Annotated in this window: 16 protein-coding genes; 9 read left to right on the forward strand and 7 right to left on the reverse strand. The window is 63.3% G+C overall.

The features are described 5' to 3' along the window. The first annotated feature begins 31 nt into the window (after positions 1 to 31). On the forward strand, positions 32 to 3,079 hold the full coding sequence (locus V7M64_RS00590; protein ID WP_333676273.1) for a kelch repeat-containing protein: 3,048 nt from the start codon (positions 32 to 34) through the stop codon (positions 3,077 to 3,079). A 93-nt stretch (positions 3,080 to 3,172) separates the two neighbouring features. Here V7M64_RS00590 and V7M64_RS00595 read toward each other — a convergent pair whose 3' ends face one another. From V7M64_RS00595 to V7M64_RS00625, 7 genes are all read right to left on the reverse strand, one after another. Continuing rightward, on the reverse strand, positions 3,173 to 4,450 hold the full coding sequence (locus V7M64_RS00595; protein WP_333676274.1) for a S8 family serine peptidase: 1,278 nt from the start codon (positions 4,448 to 4,450) through the stop codon (positions 3,173 to 3,175). Continuing rightward, a complete protein-coding gene (locus V7M64_RS00600; RefSeq protein ID WP_333676275.1) occupies positions 4,447 to 5,103 on the reverse strand; it encodes a zf-HC2 domain-containing protein in 657 nt (218 codons plus the stop codon). Before V7M64_RS00600 ends, V7M64_RS00595 begins: the two co-directional genes overlap by 4 nt. After that, on the reverse strand, positions 5,100 to 5,681 hold the full coding sequence (locus tag V7M64_RS00605; RefSeq protein WP_333676276.1) for a sigma-70 family RNA polymerase sigma factor: 582 nt from the start codon (positions 5,679 to 5,681) through the stop codon (positions 5,100 to 5,102). Before V7M64_RS00605 ends, V7M64_RS00600 begins: the two co-directional genes overlap by 4 nt. A 97-nt stretch (positions 5,682 to 5,778) precedes the next feature. After that, positions 5,779 to 6,555 carry a hypothetical protein gene (locus V7M64_RS00610; protein WP_333676277.1) on the reverse strand — a complete coding sequence of 259 codons (777 nt, stop codon included), beginning with the start codon at positions 6,553 to 6,555 and terminating at the stop codon, positions 5,779 to 5,781. Positions 6,556 to 6,820: 265 nt separating this feature from the next. After that, complete coding sequence (locus V7M64_RS00615) at positions 6,821 to 7,168, reverse strand: c-type cytochrome (protein WP_333676426.1); 348 nt, start codon at positions 7,166 to 7,168, stop codon at positions 6,821 to 6,823. A gap of 161 nt (positions 7,169 to 7,329) precedes the next feature. Further along, positions 7,330 to 8,679: a cytochrome C gene (locus tag V7M64_RS00620; protein WP_333676278.1), complete on the reverse strand. Its 1,350-nt coding sequence runs from the start codon at positions 8,677 to 8,679 to the stop codon at positions 7,330 to 7,332. Positions 8,680 to 8,714: 35 nt separating this feature from the next. Beyond that, positions 8,715 to 9,281 carry a cytochrome b gene (locus tag V7M64_RS00625; RefSeq protein ID WP_333676279.1) on the reverse strand — a complete coding sequence of 189 codons (567 nt, stop codon included), beginning with the start codon at positions 9,279 to 9,281 and terminating at the stop codon, positions 8,715 to 8,717. A 515-nt stretch (positions 9,282 to 9,796) separates the two neighbouring features. Here V7M64_RS00625 and V7M64_RS00630 point away from each other — a divergent pair. The 8 genes from V7M64_RS00630 to V7M64_RS00665 all read left to right on the forward strand — a co-directional run bounded on the left by V7M64_RS00630 (position 9,797) and on the right by V7M64_RS00665 (position 17,407). After that, positions 9,797 to 10,234, forward strand: coding sequence for an FdtA/QdtA family cupin domain-containing protein (locus V7M64_RS00630; protein WP_333676280.1), 438 nt, complete (start codon positions 9,797 to 9,799; stop codon positions 10,232 to 10,234). Then, on the forward strand, positions 10,219 to 10,884 hold the full coding sequence (locus tag V7M64_RS00635; protein WP_333676281.1) for an acetyltransferase: 666 nt from the start codon (positions 10,219 to 10,221) through the stop codon (positions 10,882 to 10,884). Before V7M64_RS00630 ends, V7M64_RS00635 begins: the two co-directional genes overlap by 16 nt. Positions 10,885 to 10,889: 5 nt before the next feature. Continuing rightward, on the forward strand, positions 10,890 to 11,843 hold the full coding sequence (locus tag V7M64_RS00640; protein ID WP_333676283.1) for a hypothetical protein: 954 nt from the start codon (positions 10,890 to 10,892) through the stop codon (positions 11,841 to 11,843). Continuing rightward, a complete protein-coding gene (locus V7M64_RS00645; protein ID WP_333676285.1) occupies positions 11,830 to 12,765 on the forward strand; it encodes a GNAT family N-acetyltransferase in 936 nt (311 codons plus the stop codon). Before V7M64_RS00640 ends, V7M64_RS00645 begins: the two co-directional genes overlap by 14 nt. A gap of 223 nt (positions 12,766 to 12,988) precedes the next feature. After that, the gene (locus V7M64_RS00650) at positions 12,989 to 14,101 is read left to right on the forward strand and encodes a DegT/DnrJ/EryC1/StrS family aminotransferase (protein WP_333676286.1); all 1,113 of its coding nucleotides are present in this window, start codon (positions 12,989 to 12,991) and stop codon (positions 14,099 to 14,101) included. Beyond that, positions 14,098 to 15,348, forward strand: a complete 1,251-nt coding sequence (locus tag V7M64_RS00655) for an O-antigen translocase (RefSeq protein WP_333676287.1) — start codon at positions 14,098 to 14,100, stop codon at positions 15,346 to 15,348. The genes V7M64_RS00650 and V7M64_RS00655 overlap by 4 nt, the downstream gene beginning before the upstream one ends. Continuing rightward, positions 15,345 to 16,277, forward strand: coding sequence for a glycosyltransferase (locus V7M64_RS00660; protein ID WP_333676288.1), 933 nt, complete (start codon positions 15,345 to 15,347; stop codon positions 16,275 to 16,277). The genes V7M64_RS00655 and V7M64_RS00660 overlap by 4 nt, the downstream gene beginning before the upstream one ends. Then, the gene (locus tag V7M64_RS00665) at positions 16,274 to 17,407 is read left to right on the forward strand and encodes a hypothetical protein (protein WP_333676289.1); all 1,134 of its coding nucleotides are present in this window, start codon (positions 16,274 to 16,276) and stop codon (positions 17,405 to 17,407) included. Before V7M64_RS00660 ends, V7M64_RS00665 begins: the two co-directional genes overlap by 4 nt. Position 17,408: the final 1 nt, after the last annotated feature.

Below are 17,408 nucleotides of genomic sequence, written 5' to 3' on the forward strand. Positions count from 1 at the left end.
GCACACGACACTAAAAATGGAATTCCCAGCAATGCATCGGATTATCAGGGCCATCATCTGGATGTTGCTTTTCAGCCTGGCTGGCATGGCTCAAGCCGGCAACACGCTGCCCAGTGTGCCCACCCTGACCCGCGTGCAAGCATCCACGCCAACGCAACCGGCCGGCGCGTTGCACGACATCGGTGCTTATCCAACGCAGATCGCCGGCCCGACCATGACGCCGCTTGCCGGCGGAAAGGTGCTGGTCTTCGGTTTTGATCCGATCGGATATGGCGTGCGCGATGAAGGAGGAAGGCCGGCAGTCACGTTGCGCAACCGCTGGAAACAAGGCTACGGCTATGGCTTTCGCGTCAACAGCGCATGGACGCCGTTGGTGTGGAAACCGGAGCGGAAGGGTTGGACGAAAATTCCGCCATTGCCGGACTGTGCCGGAGCGAGATACCTGCATACCGCCACGGCGTTGCCCAATGGCAACGTCCTGATTGCAGGGGGCCTTTGTGATGTGCAGGTATTCGAAAACACCGGCGGATTGTCCGCTGGCGGCTATACCAGCCTTTGGCTGTGGGACAGCACCTCGGAGAACTGGGAGACGGCGCCACCGCTGAACGACCCGCGCATCTTTCATAGCGCAACGCTCATGCAGGATGGCAGTGTTCTATTCGTCGGTGGCGAAAGTGATCCTGCTTTGTCAGCCGCGGATGAACCCGTGCTCGATAGTGTCGAACGCTACGACGGCAAGTCGGTGACGCGCCTTCCATCGCTGCACGTGGCGCGCGCCAGGCATACGGCGACCTTGTTGGCGAATGGCACGGTACTGGTCGCAGGAGGCATGGATCGCGACGGCCACGCCATCGACGCGGTCGAACTTTGGGATCCGTTGTTGCGTACGTGGTCGGCATTGCCGCCCTTGAATACGGCTCGCTACGCACACACGGCGGCATTGCTCGACGACGGCAGGGTCATGGTCGCAGGCGGCATCGGCCCTGACGGACGCGCCCTCAATTCGGTCGAGTTCTGGGATCCAGCCACCAGCCGCTGGTCCATCGGCAGCCCATTGCCACGTGCGGCCAGCCATCACGCGATGGTGAAGCTCCCGGACGGGAATGTCCTGCTGGTGGGCGGAACAAGCGCGTTTTCTCCTTATCCCGTCGACTGGGCTTTGCTATGGAACCTGTTCACGGGTGACTGGCGCCCCGCCGGCACGGCCCAGCCTGACGAGCAGAATGATCTGGTCTATCCACCGACGCTCGTCCCCTCGAACGACGGCAGTGTGCTGGTCTTCGGAACGCGCCGCATTCTTCGATGGCAATCGTCTGCCGCCATGCAGTCGTCCGGGCAGCCTACCTGGCGCAGCGCCACCGCGATGATCGCCCTGGCCGATGGCGATCTCATGGTCATCGGCGAAACCGATCTCAACAAGTGGACGGCGAACATCTGGCATCCGCGCGACGACACGTGGACCTTTGCCGGCGGCCTGGCCTATCAAGGCCGTAGCCACACCAGGGCCGTCCTGCTGCAGACCGGGCAGGTGATGCATGTTGGCCTGGGTGGCTACAACGACATTGTTTGCGAACTCAGCGACATCGAACATCGGCACTGGACCGATTGCGGCCATTTTTCGCTTGAGCATCTCGCTGATTCACCCGTGGGGCTGGGAGTCTTGCCGAGCGGGAAGGTTGCGCTGGTGGCGAATGCGGCCGATGCATTCCTGTACGACCCGCATGCCAACCAATGGAATGCCGAGCACCTGGAGTGGAACAACCAGGACATGGCGTATGGCGCCCCCGTACGCGCCGGGCAGCATCCCTTGGCAAGGCTGTGGGATAGCGAGCACGATGCATGGCTCGACGTAAGCAGCATCGCCGCCGAATACTGGAGCGCCACATTCGGCCACTATGGCTACGAAGTGGTGATCGACGGCCACGTCAGGAAAGTGGCGTCGCGTGGCGCACCACCGTCGCTGTTGTGGGATGCGAGCCGGCAGCAATGGGCTTATGTCTTTCCGCCGGGCAGCACAAAGATGGGCGGCCAGGCGCAAATGCTGCCGGACGGTTGCGCGCTCTCCTGGTTGCCGCTGAAGCTGTTCAATCCGGATACGGGCGACGCGACGGCATTGAATGATCCGGGCATTGGCATTGAGGCATCGCAAGGAAGCATGCTCGTTCTTGCCGATGGCACGGCGGTGTTTACGGGCGCGCCGGATGGCGGCGTGGGCACAGGTTTTTTCCGTCGCAAGGTGAGCTGTGCCGGTTTCGCGCCAGCGCAAGAAGATCAATGGCTGATGCCAGCGGTTTTCAGCCCGTCACCCAATGCGATCCATGACACCGTCGCGGCGCCCGCACCGCCAGCCAAAGCGGTGCCGCCACGTTCGCGCGCATCGCTGCTGTGGGATTACCTGCAGGCCAATCCGTGGCCGTTGCGTGCCGTGCTGGGCGTACTGTTGCTCTATGTGCTGCTGCGCTATCTGTTTTTGCCGGCGGTCAGGTACACGGCCGGGCGCAGCATTTCACGCCGGCGCGCGGCGACGCTGACACGCCCATTGCCACGGCCCTATGCATGGGTCACGCGCATCGTCATTTATGGATTGCTGGCACTCGCCGTCGTGCCAGCCTTGAAAGGGTTCGTGCATTTCCATCGCGGGCAGGCGGTGGAAGAATGCAAGCACGATGCATCTGCATGCCTGGATCCACACACCGGCATCCTGCAAAGCATACCGGCGCTGGAGCAGGCATCACCCGATCACCCGCAGCCCGGCATACCTTGCCGTTTCGTGGGGATCTGGTCCTCGCGGGAAGGCGCCCTGGCGTTTCGCATCACGATGAAAGACGACGGCACGTATGCGGTACAGCCGAACGCCGGCGGCATCGGCGATCCGGCCGGATACACCGGCTATTGGATGGTGCAAGGCGACAGCGTGGTCTGGCGCGATCGCGCACGGCCCGAGCTTGGCCCGGACATCAACCCGGTCATTTCGCAAAGCGATGGCCGCTTCGTTCTGCTTGAGCAGGATGGGCGTCGCACGCAGTTCGACTTGATCAAGCCTGTCGTGTCGGATCGTTGCAAGAAGCAAGGTGGCTGAGTGTGTTTGCGGCGCAGCCCGGGCGCGGGCTGGGACGCAAAGAATGCTGGAATTTCATCCTAGCCTGCGTGCTACGCGCTCACGCGCTGGCGATCAACGCGTCGATGTGTTCGCGCCGTGCAGCGCCGCGACGGCGGCGGCGGCGTTCACTTCCATCACGCCGTTGGAGGTTTTGCTGCTCTGTACCAGCAGGTCGTGCACGGCGTGTGCGTCCAGCCGCGGTGAAAGCGAAAGCAGCAACGCAACGATGCCGCTGACGTGCGCGGCGGCCATGGACGAGCCGGAGGTGAAGTCGTAGCCGCCGCCGGGCTGGGTGGTGAGGATGTCTTTGCCGGGTGCGCTTATGACGCCGGCGGGCGAGGCGGATGGACCGCTGGAGCGCACCACGATCACGCCGGGGGCGTTGTCCGGAAATCCTTCCAGGCTTCCGCTCGGCGGCAACGCGGCTACCACGATGCGGCCCTGGCTGAGCAATTGCGCCAGCAGCTTGTCGAGCAGGGGATCGGCCGGGCCGCCCAGGCTCAGGTTGACGATGCGCGCATCGGTATCGATCACCGCTGCCAATGCCTTGGCCAGCGTGAATGAATTGCAGCGCGCGCCGCTATGCGGCTGGGGCGCATACCAGCACGCCTTGTACACGCTGAGCACGGCCTTGGGCGCGATGCCGACGATGCCTTGGTGATTGTCCGCATCCGCGGCGATCACGCCGGCCACTTCGGTGCCGTGGTTGTCGCGATCGAAAGCGGCGGCATCGTCGCTGACCATGTCGTGGACGTCGTGGATGCGTCCTTGCAGGTCGGGATGCTTGGTGTCGGCGCCGGTGTCGACCACGGCGATGTGCACGCCGTCGCCCTGGCTGAAGGTTTGCGCCAGCGCCGCGTCGGTTTCTTCGAAGCCGCGCTGCAATCCCACGTACGGATCGTTGTAGCGATGATGCGTGCTCGCGGCGACGGTTGCGTAGACCGAATAGTCTTGCAGCGGCTGGGCAAGCTTGACGCGGTCGTCCTTGGCGAGCGTCTTGATCAAGTCGTCGCGGCCGGTGCCCGCGGGTGTTTCCACGACGACGCAGTACACGCCCAGCGCCTTGATCGGCCAGCCGGCGACTTCGTGCAGGTGGTAGTGCCGCTTCAGATCGCCGAGCGCGGAAGCCGCGCGTTGGCCGGCGCCGTAATAGCCGGCGGGTGCATAGCCCAGCATGCTGGAGCCGGCATGCAGGGCCGGGGGATCGATCGGGTTGGCGACGGCCAGCACGATGTCGCGCTGGCTGTTCATCGCGGACACTGGCGACGCCTGGCTGGATGCATCGGTAGCCGATGCCTGCATGCCCAGGCACATCAGCGCTGCGGTGAGCAGGAATGCAGCGATCCTCATGGCGTATCGGTCACCGGCTCCGCCAGGCGAACGCCATGCGCGGCACGCAGTTGCTGCAGCCTGCCTGGTTGAAGTGTCGTGCCCTGCTGGCTGGTCGCGCCAGCCATGGGTGCCACGGTGTAGGCGCCCACGTCGTTAGGGCCGCCCACCACCTGCAATTGCAGCGAATGCAGCAAGGCATTCCAGTCGGCCAGCGTCATGCTTGCATCGGGCACGACACGGATGGCGCCGGCCGTCGCCGGCGCGGCGGGTTGCTGGCTCAGCGTGCGGTACGCGGCGCCGTCGCCGGCCGACCAGGTCTTCAAACCCAGCGCACCGATGCCGATGGCTTGAATCAGTACGGCGGCCGCCAGTGCACGCGTCAGCCAGCCACCGCGGCGCACGCGCTGGGGTTCTTCCACCGCCGGTGCATCCAGGCGGCCGAGCAGGCGCTGCAGTCCGGCTTCCATATCCACCGCCGTTTCCGAAGGTAGCGACATCGCGTGTTGCAGGCGTTTCTGTTGCTCGAATTCCGCGCGGCAGGCTTCGCAATGCGCCAAGTGGTGCGTCAGCCATGCGCCCTGTTCCTGCGTGGCGCTGTCTTGCAGCACCCACGGCATCATTTCCCACGCACGCGGGCAATCCTGGCTGGAGTAGGTCGGTAACATCGTCATGGTGCTTGCTCTTTGAAAGTGGCGGTGCGTTCGGCCAAGGCTGGCAGTACGTTGCGCAGCTTTACGCGCGCATGGAACAGGCGTGCCTTCACCGTGCCCACCGGGCATTGCATGATCGCGGCGACGTCGTCCAGGGTATGGCCTTCGCCGTACACCAGTTCGACCACTACGCGCTGGTCGTGCGAAAGGCGTTGCAGCCCTTTGCTCAGCCAGTCGCGCATGACGCGATCTTCATCGGGATCATCCGCGGGAATGCGGTCTTCCAGGACATTGTCTTCAACCGGCTCCTCGCCGTGCTGGCGCAACGCCTTGAGGCCGCAGCGATAGGCAATGCCCATGATCCAGGTGGACACGCGCGAGTCGCCGCGGAAATCGCCGGCTTTTTGCCAGGCGATCCAGAAGCAATCGTTGATCACTTCCTCGATGACTTCCGGGCGGCGGGTCTGCCGCGACAGAAACCGGCACAGCCGGCCGTGGTAGTTGCGGTAGAGGATGGCCAGCGCGGCACGGTCGCCCGCTGCCATGCGCTGCAGCAGCTGGCGATCGGTGGCATCGGTATTGAGATCGGCGTCGTTCATGAGGTTCGATGGCGTCGGTTGACGACATAAGTGCCGGTTTGGCGCCGAAAGGTTGCTAGCGATGTTCTGCCGGGTGCGTGGATGGATCAGGGCATCCCTAGAAGGACCAGGAAATCGTGGCGACCCACGGCGCTGCCGCCATCTGGCGCTGGGACGGGTCGGTGGCGATCCGGTCCAGTTCGACTCGCCAGGCTTCGTAGGCCCAGGCCAGGCCCACTTGGCCGTAACCGTAGTATGGACCCGGGCGCTGGCGGTAGGGATAGGGCGGGAATGTGGCCCGGGTGCTGTCGTAAGCGGGGCTGCTGTAGCGGCTCCAGGCGGGCAGGGGCTGGGCCACGCCCACGCCGGCGGTCAGCGAGAAATGCGCCGGCAGCGGCCAATGGAAATCCACGTCGACGGCGCCGCGCGGCTGATGGTTGCTGCCACGGGTAAGGCTGATGGCCGATAGCCCGAAGGTGAGCACGTCGCGGTAGATCCAGCCGACGCTGGCTTCGGCCCGATCGAAGGCGCCGGCGCTCGCATTGCCGGGATAGGCGTAATAGGCCAGCCCGGCCTGCATGCGCCAGTCGCCGCCCAGCAACCAGTAGTGGTCGAGCTGGGCCAGAACGTCGGAACCATGTCTTGGCGTGCGCGTCTGGACACCTGCCGACAGGCCCAGCACCCAGCCATTGGCGGTGGCCCACGATGCCGCGCCCTGTAACACCGGCGTGACCGGGGTGACGGCGACCCCGCGATCGACCAGTTGCGAACTGAGCGCGACGGTGCCGCTGAACGTGCTGGTCTGTGCGTGCAGCGGTGCGATGGCGAGGATGGCCAAGAGGGCCGCGAGGGGAAGGCCGTGGCGACTTGGGCGAAGCGAACGGTGTGTGCACATGAGTAACACGTTCGCGCGATTTGCGATGGAGGTTACTGCCAGCTCACGGCCGTCATTTCCGCAGACGTTTCGCTGCTTGCCATGATGTGTTCCCTCCCTTGCGGCGGCAGGGGAGGGAGCAGAGCCGTCTTCGTCGTACCAACCCGCAAACGCCAAGCCGTCACCCTCGCGCAAGCAAGGATGACGGCAGGAAAAAGCTGGCTCGGAAACGCATGCGTACGGCATCACCGGCTTATAGCCGATCCCCCCGGACAAGGGAATGTCATCAATGAAGCGTGCTGAGATACGTGATCAGATCTTCCAATTGCTTCGCATCATCGAGCCCGTCGTATTTCATCTTGGTGCCGGGGTTGGCTTTCTTGGCCGGCTGCGACAGGTAGTCGTGCAGCTTGTCGGCGGTCCAGGTCCAGTGCGCCTGTTTGAGCGCGTCCGAATAGTTGTAGTTGGTGATGGAGCCGGCGGGGCGGCCCACGATGCCGAACAGGCTCGGGCCTTTCTTGTTCTTCCCCTGCTTGGGGCTATGGCATTCGGCGCATTCGGATCTGAATACATCGGAGCCGGCGCTGGCGTCGCCGGCCTTGGCGATGGGGGAGGCCACGATCCATCCGATCAAAAGTCCTGCTACGGCCGAGCCACGCAACAACCGTCCTGCTACTGACTGACTCACTACATCGACTCCTGTTCGCGTTTCTTGTGGGGGCTGCGTCGGCTGGGATGAAAATCCCAGCATCGCCATTCAAAAAAAAGCTGGGATTTTCATCCCAGCCGACGTACTTAGAACGCCACGCTGGCGAAAAGCAGGAAGGCGTTGAGATCCTTCGCATTGGTCACCGCCGGGCTGCCGGGCGGTGCGCCGAACACGTTGTCGCTGCTGCCGTTGAATTTGCTGAAGCGGAACCATTCGGCAGCCAGCTTCAGATTGGCGATGGAGGTGAAGGAATCGTCCTTGCCGAACGGCGTCCAGAACACGGTGAACGAATTGCTGGACGTGTCCGGTTCGCCATACGGCACGAAGCGCACGACGTCATGCGTGCCGGTGCTCACCAGGTGGGAAATCGATATGCCGTAGCTCTGCCTGAAGGTGTAGGTGAGCGTGGCGGTCTGGTCGTGAACCACGCCGTTCGACAAGGCGACCAGGCCGGGCAGGGGACCGAACGCCGTGGTCGCATAGCGGCGGCGTTCCATGATGTTCACGTAGGCAAACTGGACGATGTTCTCGTGATCGCCCAGGTATTGATACGTCACGTCATAGCCCACGTCGGTCACGTGCTCGCTCGGGCCGCTGCGTGGCAGCTGGCGCTCGGTGGTCAATCCCACCAGGCCGGCGGAAACGAACTGGTGCTTGAAATCGCGCAGGTAGGCAAAGCGCGCGTACACCGTGTCGCTGAGCCTGCCGGGGTCGCCGCCGAGCGAATAACCCAGGTTGTACTGCATCGATGTCGGCAGCGAATTGTACGTGCCCAGTTCGCCGTACCAGTTGTCGTCATACAACGCATAGAGGCTTGCGCCGATCACGCGATGCGCCAGCGTATTGGAGCTGGATGGATTGAGCAGCGTGCCCGATACCGTCGGCGGCCCGTTGTTGGTGGCTGCCGGCAATGCGCTGATCGGATCGTTGAAGCCCGGGTTGTTGTTGACGCTGATGCCGACCAGCGCCTGCTTGCCGCCGAGCTTGAGATCCTTCGCCACAAAGCGCAGGTCAACGTCGCTCAACTGCGTGTGGAATTTGTCTTGCCCGTTGTTGTTGTCCTGGATTTTGACGTAGCCGCCGATCTGATCCGTCACGCGGCCGGCCAGATAGATGTCGGCCTCGCTCAACAGATTGCTGCTTTGGCCCTTGGCGGGAACGGTGCGCGTGCCGGTGAGCTGGATGGCTGCCGGAATCTTGGTGCCCTGGCCGTCCGTATCGGTATAGCCGCCCATCTTGAAGCGCATGCCGTAAGGCGTCAGCGCGGGCCCGTAGGCGCCGGCATGGCAATCGGCGCAGGCATTGCCCGTCTGGCGCGCATAGGCAGGCACTGCGTGCGCGCTCTGCACGGCGAATAGTGGCAGCGCCGCCAAGCCATACCAAAGATGCAGCTTCCTGGGCCGGCACGCGGTGCGTCGGTGCAGCGAAGTGTGCATGGAATCTCCTTGTCTTGATGGATGCGGAAAATCAGTCATCGCCGGCGCTGCCACCACATGGCGCGCAGCAAGCCATCCCGTCGCACGAAGTGGTGCCAAAGCGCTGCCAATACATGCAGCACGATCAGCGCCAGCAACAGCCATGCAACGTTGGTATGCCAGGTCTGCAAAGTGTCGGCGCGGTCTTCATCGGCGGCGACCAGCGCCGGCAGCGTCAGCCCGAACAGATGCACCGGTTTGTCCTGCGCATTGCTGAGCGCCCAGCCGAGCAGCGGTTGGACCAACAGCAATACATATAAAGCGGTATGCACCAAGGCAGCTGCCGCGCGCGCGACGATCGATGTGTCGCCCGGCGACGCCAGCGCGCCGGCGCGCGCGCGTACCACCAGGCGAATAAAAAACAAGGCGAGCACGAACAAGCCGAAGTGGCGATGGAATTCCAGCAACCATTGCCGGGCGGCACGGGCGGATACTTCGTCGCGGGTCAGGATGGCGATGGCTGCGCCGAGCAGGCACAACACGGTAAGCCAATGCACCAGCACAAGCCTGCGCGGTCGCGCCGGTGCGGTGGTGTTGCCGGCACTGTCAGTGGATGTCGCCATTGTTCTCCCCGTGGCCTGAAATGACGTCCTGCTTCAGCCACTTGCAGGTGCCTGAAGGAGGTTTGTGCGGGTGAGTGCGGAATAAAACGGGAAAGGTTGTGGTCTTCTTTTTCTTTCGTTCCGTGAAGACCCCAGCCACGCGGCGTAGGTGGGGGGCGCGAAACCGACATCCTGAGCGCTGCATGCTTGCGACGCCGCCAGATGCTTGCGTCGGTGCGATTTCAGAGCGCGCCGTCATTCGGGCGAAGGCCGGACGGAGCGAAGCGGAGAACGTCCGAAGGACGGCCCAGCAGGGGTGAGCGAGGCGAATCATCCAGTCAAATACGTCGTGCGAAGCACACAAACCTTTTATGCCGTGTGCTGCGCACGCCATCCTTGACTGGATTCCGGCCTTCGCCGGAATGACGAGCGTTGGTCCTCTCGCGGCTGAAGCATTCCCTTCGCGCCAACGCAACCTTTCCCAATACAGCCGGCACTCAACTGCGTAGATCACCCAACCGCAGCCGGCCCATCACATGCAAATCCAGCGAGTCCAGTTGCAGCAGCATGGCGATGAGCGCGGCATGCTCGTAGCCTTGGAAAAGGATCGCAACGTACCGTTCGAGATCCGGCGCGTGTACTACCTGTTCGCGACCAGGAACCAGGTGCACCGCGGCCAGCATGCGCACCGCCATCTCAACCAGCTCGCGGTGACGGTGCGTGGTTCGGTCACGTTCCTGCTGGATGACGGCAGCGGACCGGTGGAAGTGGTGCTGGACGACCCGTCGCAAGGCTTGTTGCTGGGAAGCATGGTGTGGCGCGAGATGTACGACTTCAGCGAGGACTGCGTGTTGATGGTGCTCGCCGACCAGCTGTATGACCCCGCCGACTACATCACCAACTACGACGAATTCCTGCGCGAGGTAAACAGCCCGATGCTGTTGGGGGACGTGGCCGCATGCCAAAGCCGCTAGTGCTTATCGGCGCGGGCGAGTTTGCGCAAATCGCCTGCGAATATTTTCAGCACGACAGCGACTACGACGTCGTTGCCTTCAGCGTGGAGCGTGAATACCTCACGCAACCGAGCCTGGCCGAACGCCCCATCGTGGCGTTCGAAGACCTCGAAACGGCGTACCCGCCATCGGAAGTCGACACATTCGTGGCCGTGCCGGCCAGCCAGCTCAACCGCCTGCGCACGCGCCTGTATCAAGAGGCCAGGCGCAAAGGCTACCGTTGCGCCACGTATGTAAGTTCGCGCGCGTTCGTGTGGCGCAATGCCGAAGTGGGCGAAAACAGCTTCATCTTCGAGAACAACGTGATCCAGCCGTTCGTGCGCATCGGCAACAATTGCGTGCTGTGGAGCGGCAACCATGTGGGCCACCGCACGGTGGTGCGCGACAACGTATTTGTCGCATCGCATGCGGTCATTTCCGGCTATTGCGAGATCGGCGAACACAGCTTCGTCGGCGTGAATGCCACCTTCAACGACGGCGTGAAAGTCGCCGCCGACTGCGTGATCGGCTCCGGCGCACTGGTGGTGAAGGATACCGAGCAGGGCAAGGTCTACGTCGGCTCGCCGGCACGTGCGCTGCCTGGTCGTTCCAGCCTTGACGTAAGGCTTTGACGCCAATGTTTGCCTGGAACAAGCGTGGACTGGTATTCGAGCCTGCGCGGCAGGGCGTGGGCGGCTGGATGCAGCATTCGGCGCTCACGCCTACGCCATACCGCCTGGATGAGGAAACCATCCGCGTCTATGCGGGTTTTCGCGATGCGCAAGGCGTCAGCCGCATCGGTTACGTCGATGTGTGGGCACGCGATCCGATGGTGATGCTGCGCGTCAGTGCCGAGCCGGTGCTGGATATCGGGCGTGGCGGTTGCTTTGACGACAACGGCATGATCCTCGGCGATGTGATTGACGCGCCAGGTGGCCTGCACATGTTCTACGTCGGTTTTCAACGCGTGGCCAAGGCCAAGTTCCTGGCCTTTACCGGATTGGCCATGTCCACCGATGGTGGCGAGAGTTTCCAGCGCGTGCAGGAAACGCCCATCCTCGATCGCGTACCCGGCCGCAGCACCATCGCCGCGGTGCATTCGGCGATGTGGGAGAACGGCCGATGGCGCCTTTGGTATGCGGTGGGCGATGACTGGGAGACGATCGGCGGGCAGCCGTATCCGCGCTACCACATCCGCTATGCCGAGACCGCGTCGCTGCAGGCCATACCGCGTGCGGATCGTGTTTGCCTGCTGCCGCTGGGCAGTGAGTATCGTATTGGCCGTCCGCGCGTCTATCGCATCAGCGATCGTTACGCGATGTACTTCACGCGCGGCAATACCACCGGCGAATATTTTCCCGGCCTGGCCTTGAGCGACGATGGCGTGCACTGGGAGCGCTGCGACGAAGCGCTAGGCCTGGGCTTGTCGGCCAGCGGCTGGGATTCGCGCACGCTGTGCTATCCCGCCTTGATTCGCCAGGACGACACCTGGCTGATGTTCTACAACGGCAACGACATGGGCGTGGACGGTTTCGGCGTGGCCGAGGCCGTGACGGCGCATGCAGGCGGTGGTGCCCATGTTCACGCTTAAAGCCTATGCACCTGACGATGCGGCGCGCTGGGACGCCGTGGTCGAGCAATCGCGCAACGGCAATCTGTTGCACCGGCGCGGCTACATGGATTACCACGTCGATCGTTTCACCGATTGTTCGTTGATCGTCGAACGCAATGGCGAAGCGGTGGCCGTGCTTCCGGCCAGCCGCAAAAACGGCACGGTGAGCAGCCACGGCGGCCTTACCTATGCCGGCCTGATCATGACGCGCGCCGTGCGCACCGAGTGGACACTGGAGGTGTTGGAGCGTATCGGCCAACACTATCGCGCACTGGGCGTGGAACGCCTTGTCTACAAGGCGGTGCCGCACGTTTTTCATGCGTATCCGGCGGATGAAGATCTGTACGCCTTGCATCGGCTTGGCGCGCGGCTTACGCGACGCGATGTGTCATCGGTGATCGCGCTGCGCGAGCCGTTCGCGTTTGCCGATGGACGCAGGCGGGCGGTCGACAAGGCGCGGCGCTCGGCCATTCGCTTGCAACCGGCAAGCGATCTTGCGGATTTCCACGCCTTGCTGACGGAAGTGCTGCGCAGCCGCTACGAGGTGGCGCCCACGCATAGCCTGGCGGAGCTGCGTCTGCTGCAAGGGCGGTTTCCACGGCAGATCGTGCTGCATGAAGCACGCGAAGGGGACGCGTTGCTGGCCGGCGCGCTGGTTTATGACTTTGGCCGCGCGGTGCACACGCAGTACCTGGCAGCCTCGGAAGCGGGGCGTGAGTGCAATGCGCTCAATCTGCTGCTGGCCGAGCTGATCGAGCATACGTACGCGGACCGGCATTACTTTTCATTCGGGGTTTCGACGGAGCAGGAAGGACGGGTGCTCAACGGTGGACTGATCACGCAGAAGGAGTATTTCGGTGCGCGCGCCGTGGTGCATGATTTTTATGAGTGGGTGTTGTGATGGGCGGCTTGTGTGAGATGTCAGGTTTTCTTGCTCTCATTCCCTTGAATGGCGGCGGCACACGCCATCATGCATGCCGCCCATGGGGCCGTCATTCCCGCGAAAGCGGGAATCCATTTTCAAGGATGCGGCAGAGCAAGATGGATTCCCGCTTTCGCGGGAATGACGGCCGTAGGGTGTTTGCCGGGGAAGGAGTGCGTTTTGCATTCCGTGGGACGCCCTGATGGACATCCCCTTCCTCAACCTCCAAGCCATCAATGCCCGCCACGCCGACGAGCTGAAAGCTGCCGCCGCGCGCGTGATCGATTCGGGCTGGTATATCCTCGGCCAGGAACTGACCGCCTTCGAGCAGGAGTTCGCACGCTACTGCGGCGTGCGCCATGCGATCGGCGTAGGCAACGGGCTGGATGCGCTGTCGCTGATCCTGCGTGCCTACAAGGAACTCGGCGCCTTGCACGATGGCGACGAAGTGATCGTCCCTGCCAACACCTTTATCGCCAGTTTTCTTGCCATCACCGAAAACCGTCTCGTGCCGGTGCCGGTGGAGCCGGATCCGGCCAGCTTCAATATCGATCCCATGCGCGTGGCGGCAGCGATCGGCTCGCGCACGCGCGCGATCATGGCGGTGCATCTGTACGGACAATTGGCCGATATGCCCGCGCTGGCCGATCTTGCCCAGCGCCATCACCTGCTGTTGATCGAAGACGCCGCGCAAGCGCATGGCGCAACAAGCGATGGCCGCAGGGCAGGGGCGTTCGGGCACGCCGCGGGTTTCAGTTTTTTCCCGGCCAAGAATCTCGGCGCGCTGGGCGATGGCGGTGCCGTCGTCACCAACGACACCGTGCTGGCGGATCGCGTGGCGGCGCTGCGCAACTACGGTTCGGATGTGAAGTACCGCCATCTCTACCAAGGCATCAATTCGCGGCTGGATGAATTGCAGGCGGCCTTGCTGCGCGTCAAGCTGAAGTACCTGGACGATGACATCGCGCATCGCCGCCATATCGCGCTGCGCTATCGCGAAGGCATCCATCATCCGCAGATCCAGCTGCCGATCGTGCAGAGCGAAGAGCAGCATGTATGGCATCTGTTCGTGGTGCGCTGCGCGCAGCGCGATGCCTTGCAGCGGCACTTGCAGGCGCATGGCATCCATAGCCAGGTGCATTACCCGATACCGCCGCATCGGCAATCGGCTTACCCGGCGTTGCGCGACTTGCCGCTGCCGCTGACGGATCGGTTGCATCAGGAAGTGCTGAGCCTGCCGATCGGGCCGACGCTGCGTGACGAAGACGCCGATCGCGTCATCGCCGCCTGCCAATCCTTCGAGTACCGCGCATGAATATCGTGCGTGCCGGCTTCTATTCCAGCATCGCCACCGCGGCGCGCTTGCTGACCGGCCTGGTGGTGATCAAGCTGGTGGCGTGGCTGGCCGGTCCGGAGGGCGTGGGCAAGCTCGGGCAGTTCATGAGCCTGATGTCGCTGCTGGCAGTGCTTGCCGGCGGCGGTATCAGCGCGGGTATCGTGAAATACGTGGCGGAATACCGCCACGATGCGCAAAAGCTTGCACGCCTGCTGGCGGCGGCCTTGTGGTACGCGCTGGCCGCCTCCTGCCTGATGGGTTGCGCCGCGCTGTTGCTGAGCAAGCAGTTGTCGTTGTGGTTGCTGGGCGATGTGCATTACGAAAACCTGATACGCCTGTTGGCGATCGCGCAGTTGGGCATTGCGCTGGCCAATTACATCCTGGCGGTGATCAATGGTTTCATGGACGTGCGCCGGCTGGCGTTTATCCAGGTGCTGGGGGCGGCGCTCAGCGTGGCGATGGCGGTAGGGTTGTCGCATTGGCTGCATTTGTACGGCGTGTTGCTGGCGCTGGTGGTGGGGCAGTTGCTGTTGCTGGTGGTTGGCGTGCCGGTGTGGCGGTGCAGCCCGTACTTCCAGCGCAGCATGCTGCGCATGCATTTCGATCGCGAGATGAGCGCCAAGCTCGCGGCGTTCTCAGTGATGACGCTCACCTCGGCCTTGCTGCCGCCGCTGATCAATATTGCGGTACGCAATCACCTGGCGTTGCACTTCGGCTGGGAGCAGGTCGGTTATTGGCAGGCGGTGAGCAAGGTGTCGGACGCCTACCTGCTGTTCCTTACCACCGCCATCAACATCTATTACCTGCCCAAGCTCGCCTCCACGCATGAGCGTGCCTCGCTGGTGGCGGAGCTGCGGAACGCCTATCGGCTGCTGCTGCCGGCGGTGATCCTGCTGGCGGCGTTGGTGTATGCGCTGCGCGGCTGGGTGACGCGCATTTTGTTCAGTGCGGATTTTTCGGCAGCCAATGGTTTGTACGGGCCGCAATTGCTCGGCGACGTGATCAAGATCGCCTCGTTCATGCTGTCCTACCTGATGCTGGCCAAGGCCATGACGCGGCTGTTCGTGATTTCCGAATGCGTGTTCGCGCTGAGCTACCTGGCCCTGGTCTACGTGTTCACCGCATCGTTCGGCCTGGTCGGCGCGATGTATGCCTTCGCGGTCAATTACCTGCTCTATCTCGTGTTCAACGTAGTCGTTGCGCGACGTTACCTGGGGGCGCTATGACGAAGGCAGCCGCGCCGCTGGTATCCGTGCTGATCCCGGCCTACAACCACGAGCGCTTCGTGGAACGCTGCCTGGATAGCGTGCTGGAAGATGCCTATCCGGCCAAGGAAATCGTCATCATCGACGATGGCTCCATCGACCGCACCGGCGAACGCATCGCCCAATGGGCGGCGCGGTACCGCCGTCATCTGCGTGTGGAATACGTGCGGCACGATGGAAACCGCGGTATCGCGGCGACCTTGAACGAGTTGGCGGCGCGTGCGCATGGCGAGTTCCTGCGCCTGGGCGCCAGCGACGATTATCTGCTGCCGGGCGGCTTGGCCGCGCAGGTGAACTACCTGCAGGCGCACCCGCGCAAGCACGCGGTGATCGGCGATTCCATCGTGGTCGACCAATACGGCAACAAGCTGCATGACAGCGGCATGCGCGATCTGCATGGCGCGGACAAAAGCCTGTACCGCACGGACGAGGGCATTCGCCGCGCGGTGATCAGCCAATGGGCCATCGGCGGCCCGGTCGCCTTGCTGCGGAAAAGCGCGCTGGAAACAGTGGACCGGTGGACGGAAGGGCTGCGCATCGACGATTGGGATTTCTTCCTGCGCCTGGCGGCGCGCGATGCGCTGGGCTTTATCGACATGCCCGTGTGCGCCTATCGCCTGCACGGCAACAATGTCAGCAAGACGCGGCATACCGCGACGCGCATCGTGAATCTTACCGAGTCATGGCAGGTCGCGCGGCGCCGGGCGGAGATGTTCGACGAGCCTTACCGCAGCCTGCTCAAGGCGCAATCGCACTACATCAGCGCCAAGGTCGCTTTTCTGCAGAAGCGTTCCATTCTGCTGGGTTGCCATTTGCTGGCGTATCTCTCGCTGCTGCTCGCCTCCAAAGTGCGCCTGCCGCCGGCGGGCAGGCTGGTGGAAAAAACATGAGCAAGCTGCTGCAACTGCCGTCGACTTACCTGGCCGTGCCGATCCTGCTGGCATGCGCGTGCACACTGCTCAGCTACGACCTGCCGGGCGATTACCTGGAGGGCATGCTGCTGTTGCTGGCCACGGCGATGGGTATCGTGCTGTTCGATGTATTCGCCGGCCCTCGCTTGCCGACGATGCATGCTTTTCGCACGCGCCACTATGCAGGTACGCGTGAATCCTTCGTGGCCTTGGCGTATGCCGCGGGCATCATCGCCTTCTGCTTGCTGGACCTGGCGCTGTTTCCGATTCCGCTGCTGGTCGATCCTTCTTCCTATGCCACGATGGAGGGCGGGCATGAGCACATTCGGCATATCTCCGACATGTGCTGGACCCTGCCGCCGATCGGCATGCTGTGCACGCGCCGCAAATGGCTGCGCAATCTGCTGGTGTTTGCCGGCGTGGCGTTTCCGGTGCTGGTGATCGATCGCAATCGCCTGTTTGCATCGCTGTTCTCGCTGGCCTTCATGGTGGTGCTGCGCCGTGACGCGAGCAGGCCGTTGCCGTGGAAAGCGGTGACGCTTATCGGCGTGCTGGGCGCCAGCGTGTTCTCGGTGCTGGGCATCTTGCGCTCCGGCACGCTGGACACGGTGGCCTTGCCGTTCAGCGATGCGTATCGCGCGATGCCGTCGGGCATCAAGTGGCTGCTGCTGTATATCAGCGCTGGCCCCTACAACTTCGGCGCGATTTTCGCCAAGCATTACGTCAACGCGACCTTCCTGATCAATCAGCTGGTGCCCGGCGCAGGTTCCATTGCCACCGCCGGCACGGATATCCCGCTGGATGCGCCGAACATCAACGTCGGCACCGAGTTCCTGCCGTTCCTGATGGCATGGGGACCGGCCGGCGCGGTGTTGTCGATGGTGGGCATGTACGCCTTGCTGGCGTGGAGCGTGCGCCGCGTGCAGCCGGCCGCATCGCTGTTTCCGCTGCTGATCTTCCTGCGCGTTTCCTACTGCTGCGTCATGTCTCCGTTCGCCCCGCAGGCCTACACCTGGAGCAGCGCGGGTTTCATCGTCGTGTGCCTGGTGTTGCAGCTGTTGACAGCATGGCTGCCGAGCAGGGCGCATGTCTTGCACCTCCACTCCTGAG

The organism is Dyella sp., from assembly GCF_036746095.1.
GTDB lineage: Bacteria > Pseudomonadota > Gammaproteobacteria > Xanthomonadales > Rhodanobacteraceae > Dyella_B.

Bases quoted from the DNA above. Each gene is read 5' to 3' on its own strand.
- V7M64_RS00590 (WP_333676273.1), top strand. From the start codon at position 32: ATGCATCGGATTATCAGGGCCATCATCTGGATGTTGCTTTTCAGCCTG.
- V7M64_RS00595 (WP_333676274.1), bottom strand. From the start codon at position 4,450: ATGAGGATCGCTGCATTCCTGCTCACCGCAGCGCTGATGTGCCTGGGC.
- V7M64_RS00600 (WP_333676275.1), bottom strand. From the start codon at position 5,103: ATGACGATGTTACCGACCTACTCCAGCCAGGATTGCCCGCGTGCGTGG.
- V7M64_RS00605 (WP_333676276.1), bottom strand. From the start codon at position 5,681: ATGAACGACGCCGATCTCAATACCGATGCCACCGATCGCCAGCTGCTG.
- V7M64_RS00610 (WP_333676277.1), bottom strand. From the start codon at position 6,555: ATGTGCACACACCGTTCGCTTCGCCCAAGTCGCCACGGCCTTCCCCTC.
- V7M64_RS00620 (WP_333676278.1), bottom strand. From the start codon at position 8,679: ATGCACACTTCGCTGCACCGACGCACCGCGTGCCGGCCCAGGAAGCTG.
- V7M64_RS00625 (WP_333676279.1), bottom strand. From the start codon at position 9,281: ATGGCGACATCCACTGACAGTGCCGGCAACACCACCGCACCGGCGCGA.
- V7M64_RS00630 (WP_333676280.1), top strand. From the start codon at position 9,797: ATGCAAATCCAGCGAGTCCAGTTGCAGCAGCATGGCGATGAGCGCGGC.
- V7M64_RS00635 (WP_333676281.1), top strand. From the start codon at position 10,219: ATGCCAAAGCCGCTAGTGCTTATCGGCGCGGGCGAGTTTGCGCAAATC.
- V7M64_RS00640 (WP_333676283.1), top strand. From the start codon at position 10,890: ATGTTTGCCTGGAACAAGCGTGGACTGGTATTCGAGCCTGCGCGGCAG.
- V7M64_RS00645 (WP_333676285.1), top strand. From the start codon at position 11,830: ATGTTCACGCTTAAAGCCTATGCACCTGACGATGCGGCGCGCTGGGAC.
- V7M64_RS00650 (WP_333676286.1), top strand. From the start codon at position 12,989: ATGGACATCCCCTTCCTCAACCTCCAAGCCATCAATGCCCGCCACGCC.
- V7M64_RS00655 (WP_333676287.1), top strand. From the start codon at position 14,098: ATGAATATCGTGCGTGCCGGCTTCTATTCCAGCATCGCCACCGCGGCG.
- V7M64_RS00660 (WP_333676288.1), top strand. From the start codon at position 15,345: ATGACGAAGGCAGCCGCGCCGCTGGTATCCGTGCTGATCCCGGCCTAC.
- V7M64_RS00665 (WP_333676289.1), top strand. From the start codon at position 16,274: ATGAGCAAGCTGCTGCAACTGCCGTCGACTTACCTGGCCGTGCCGATC.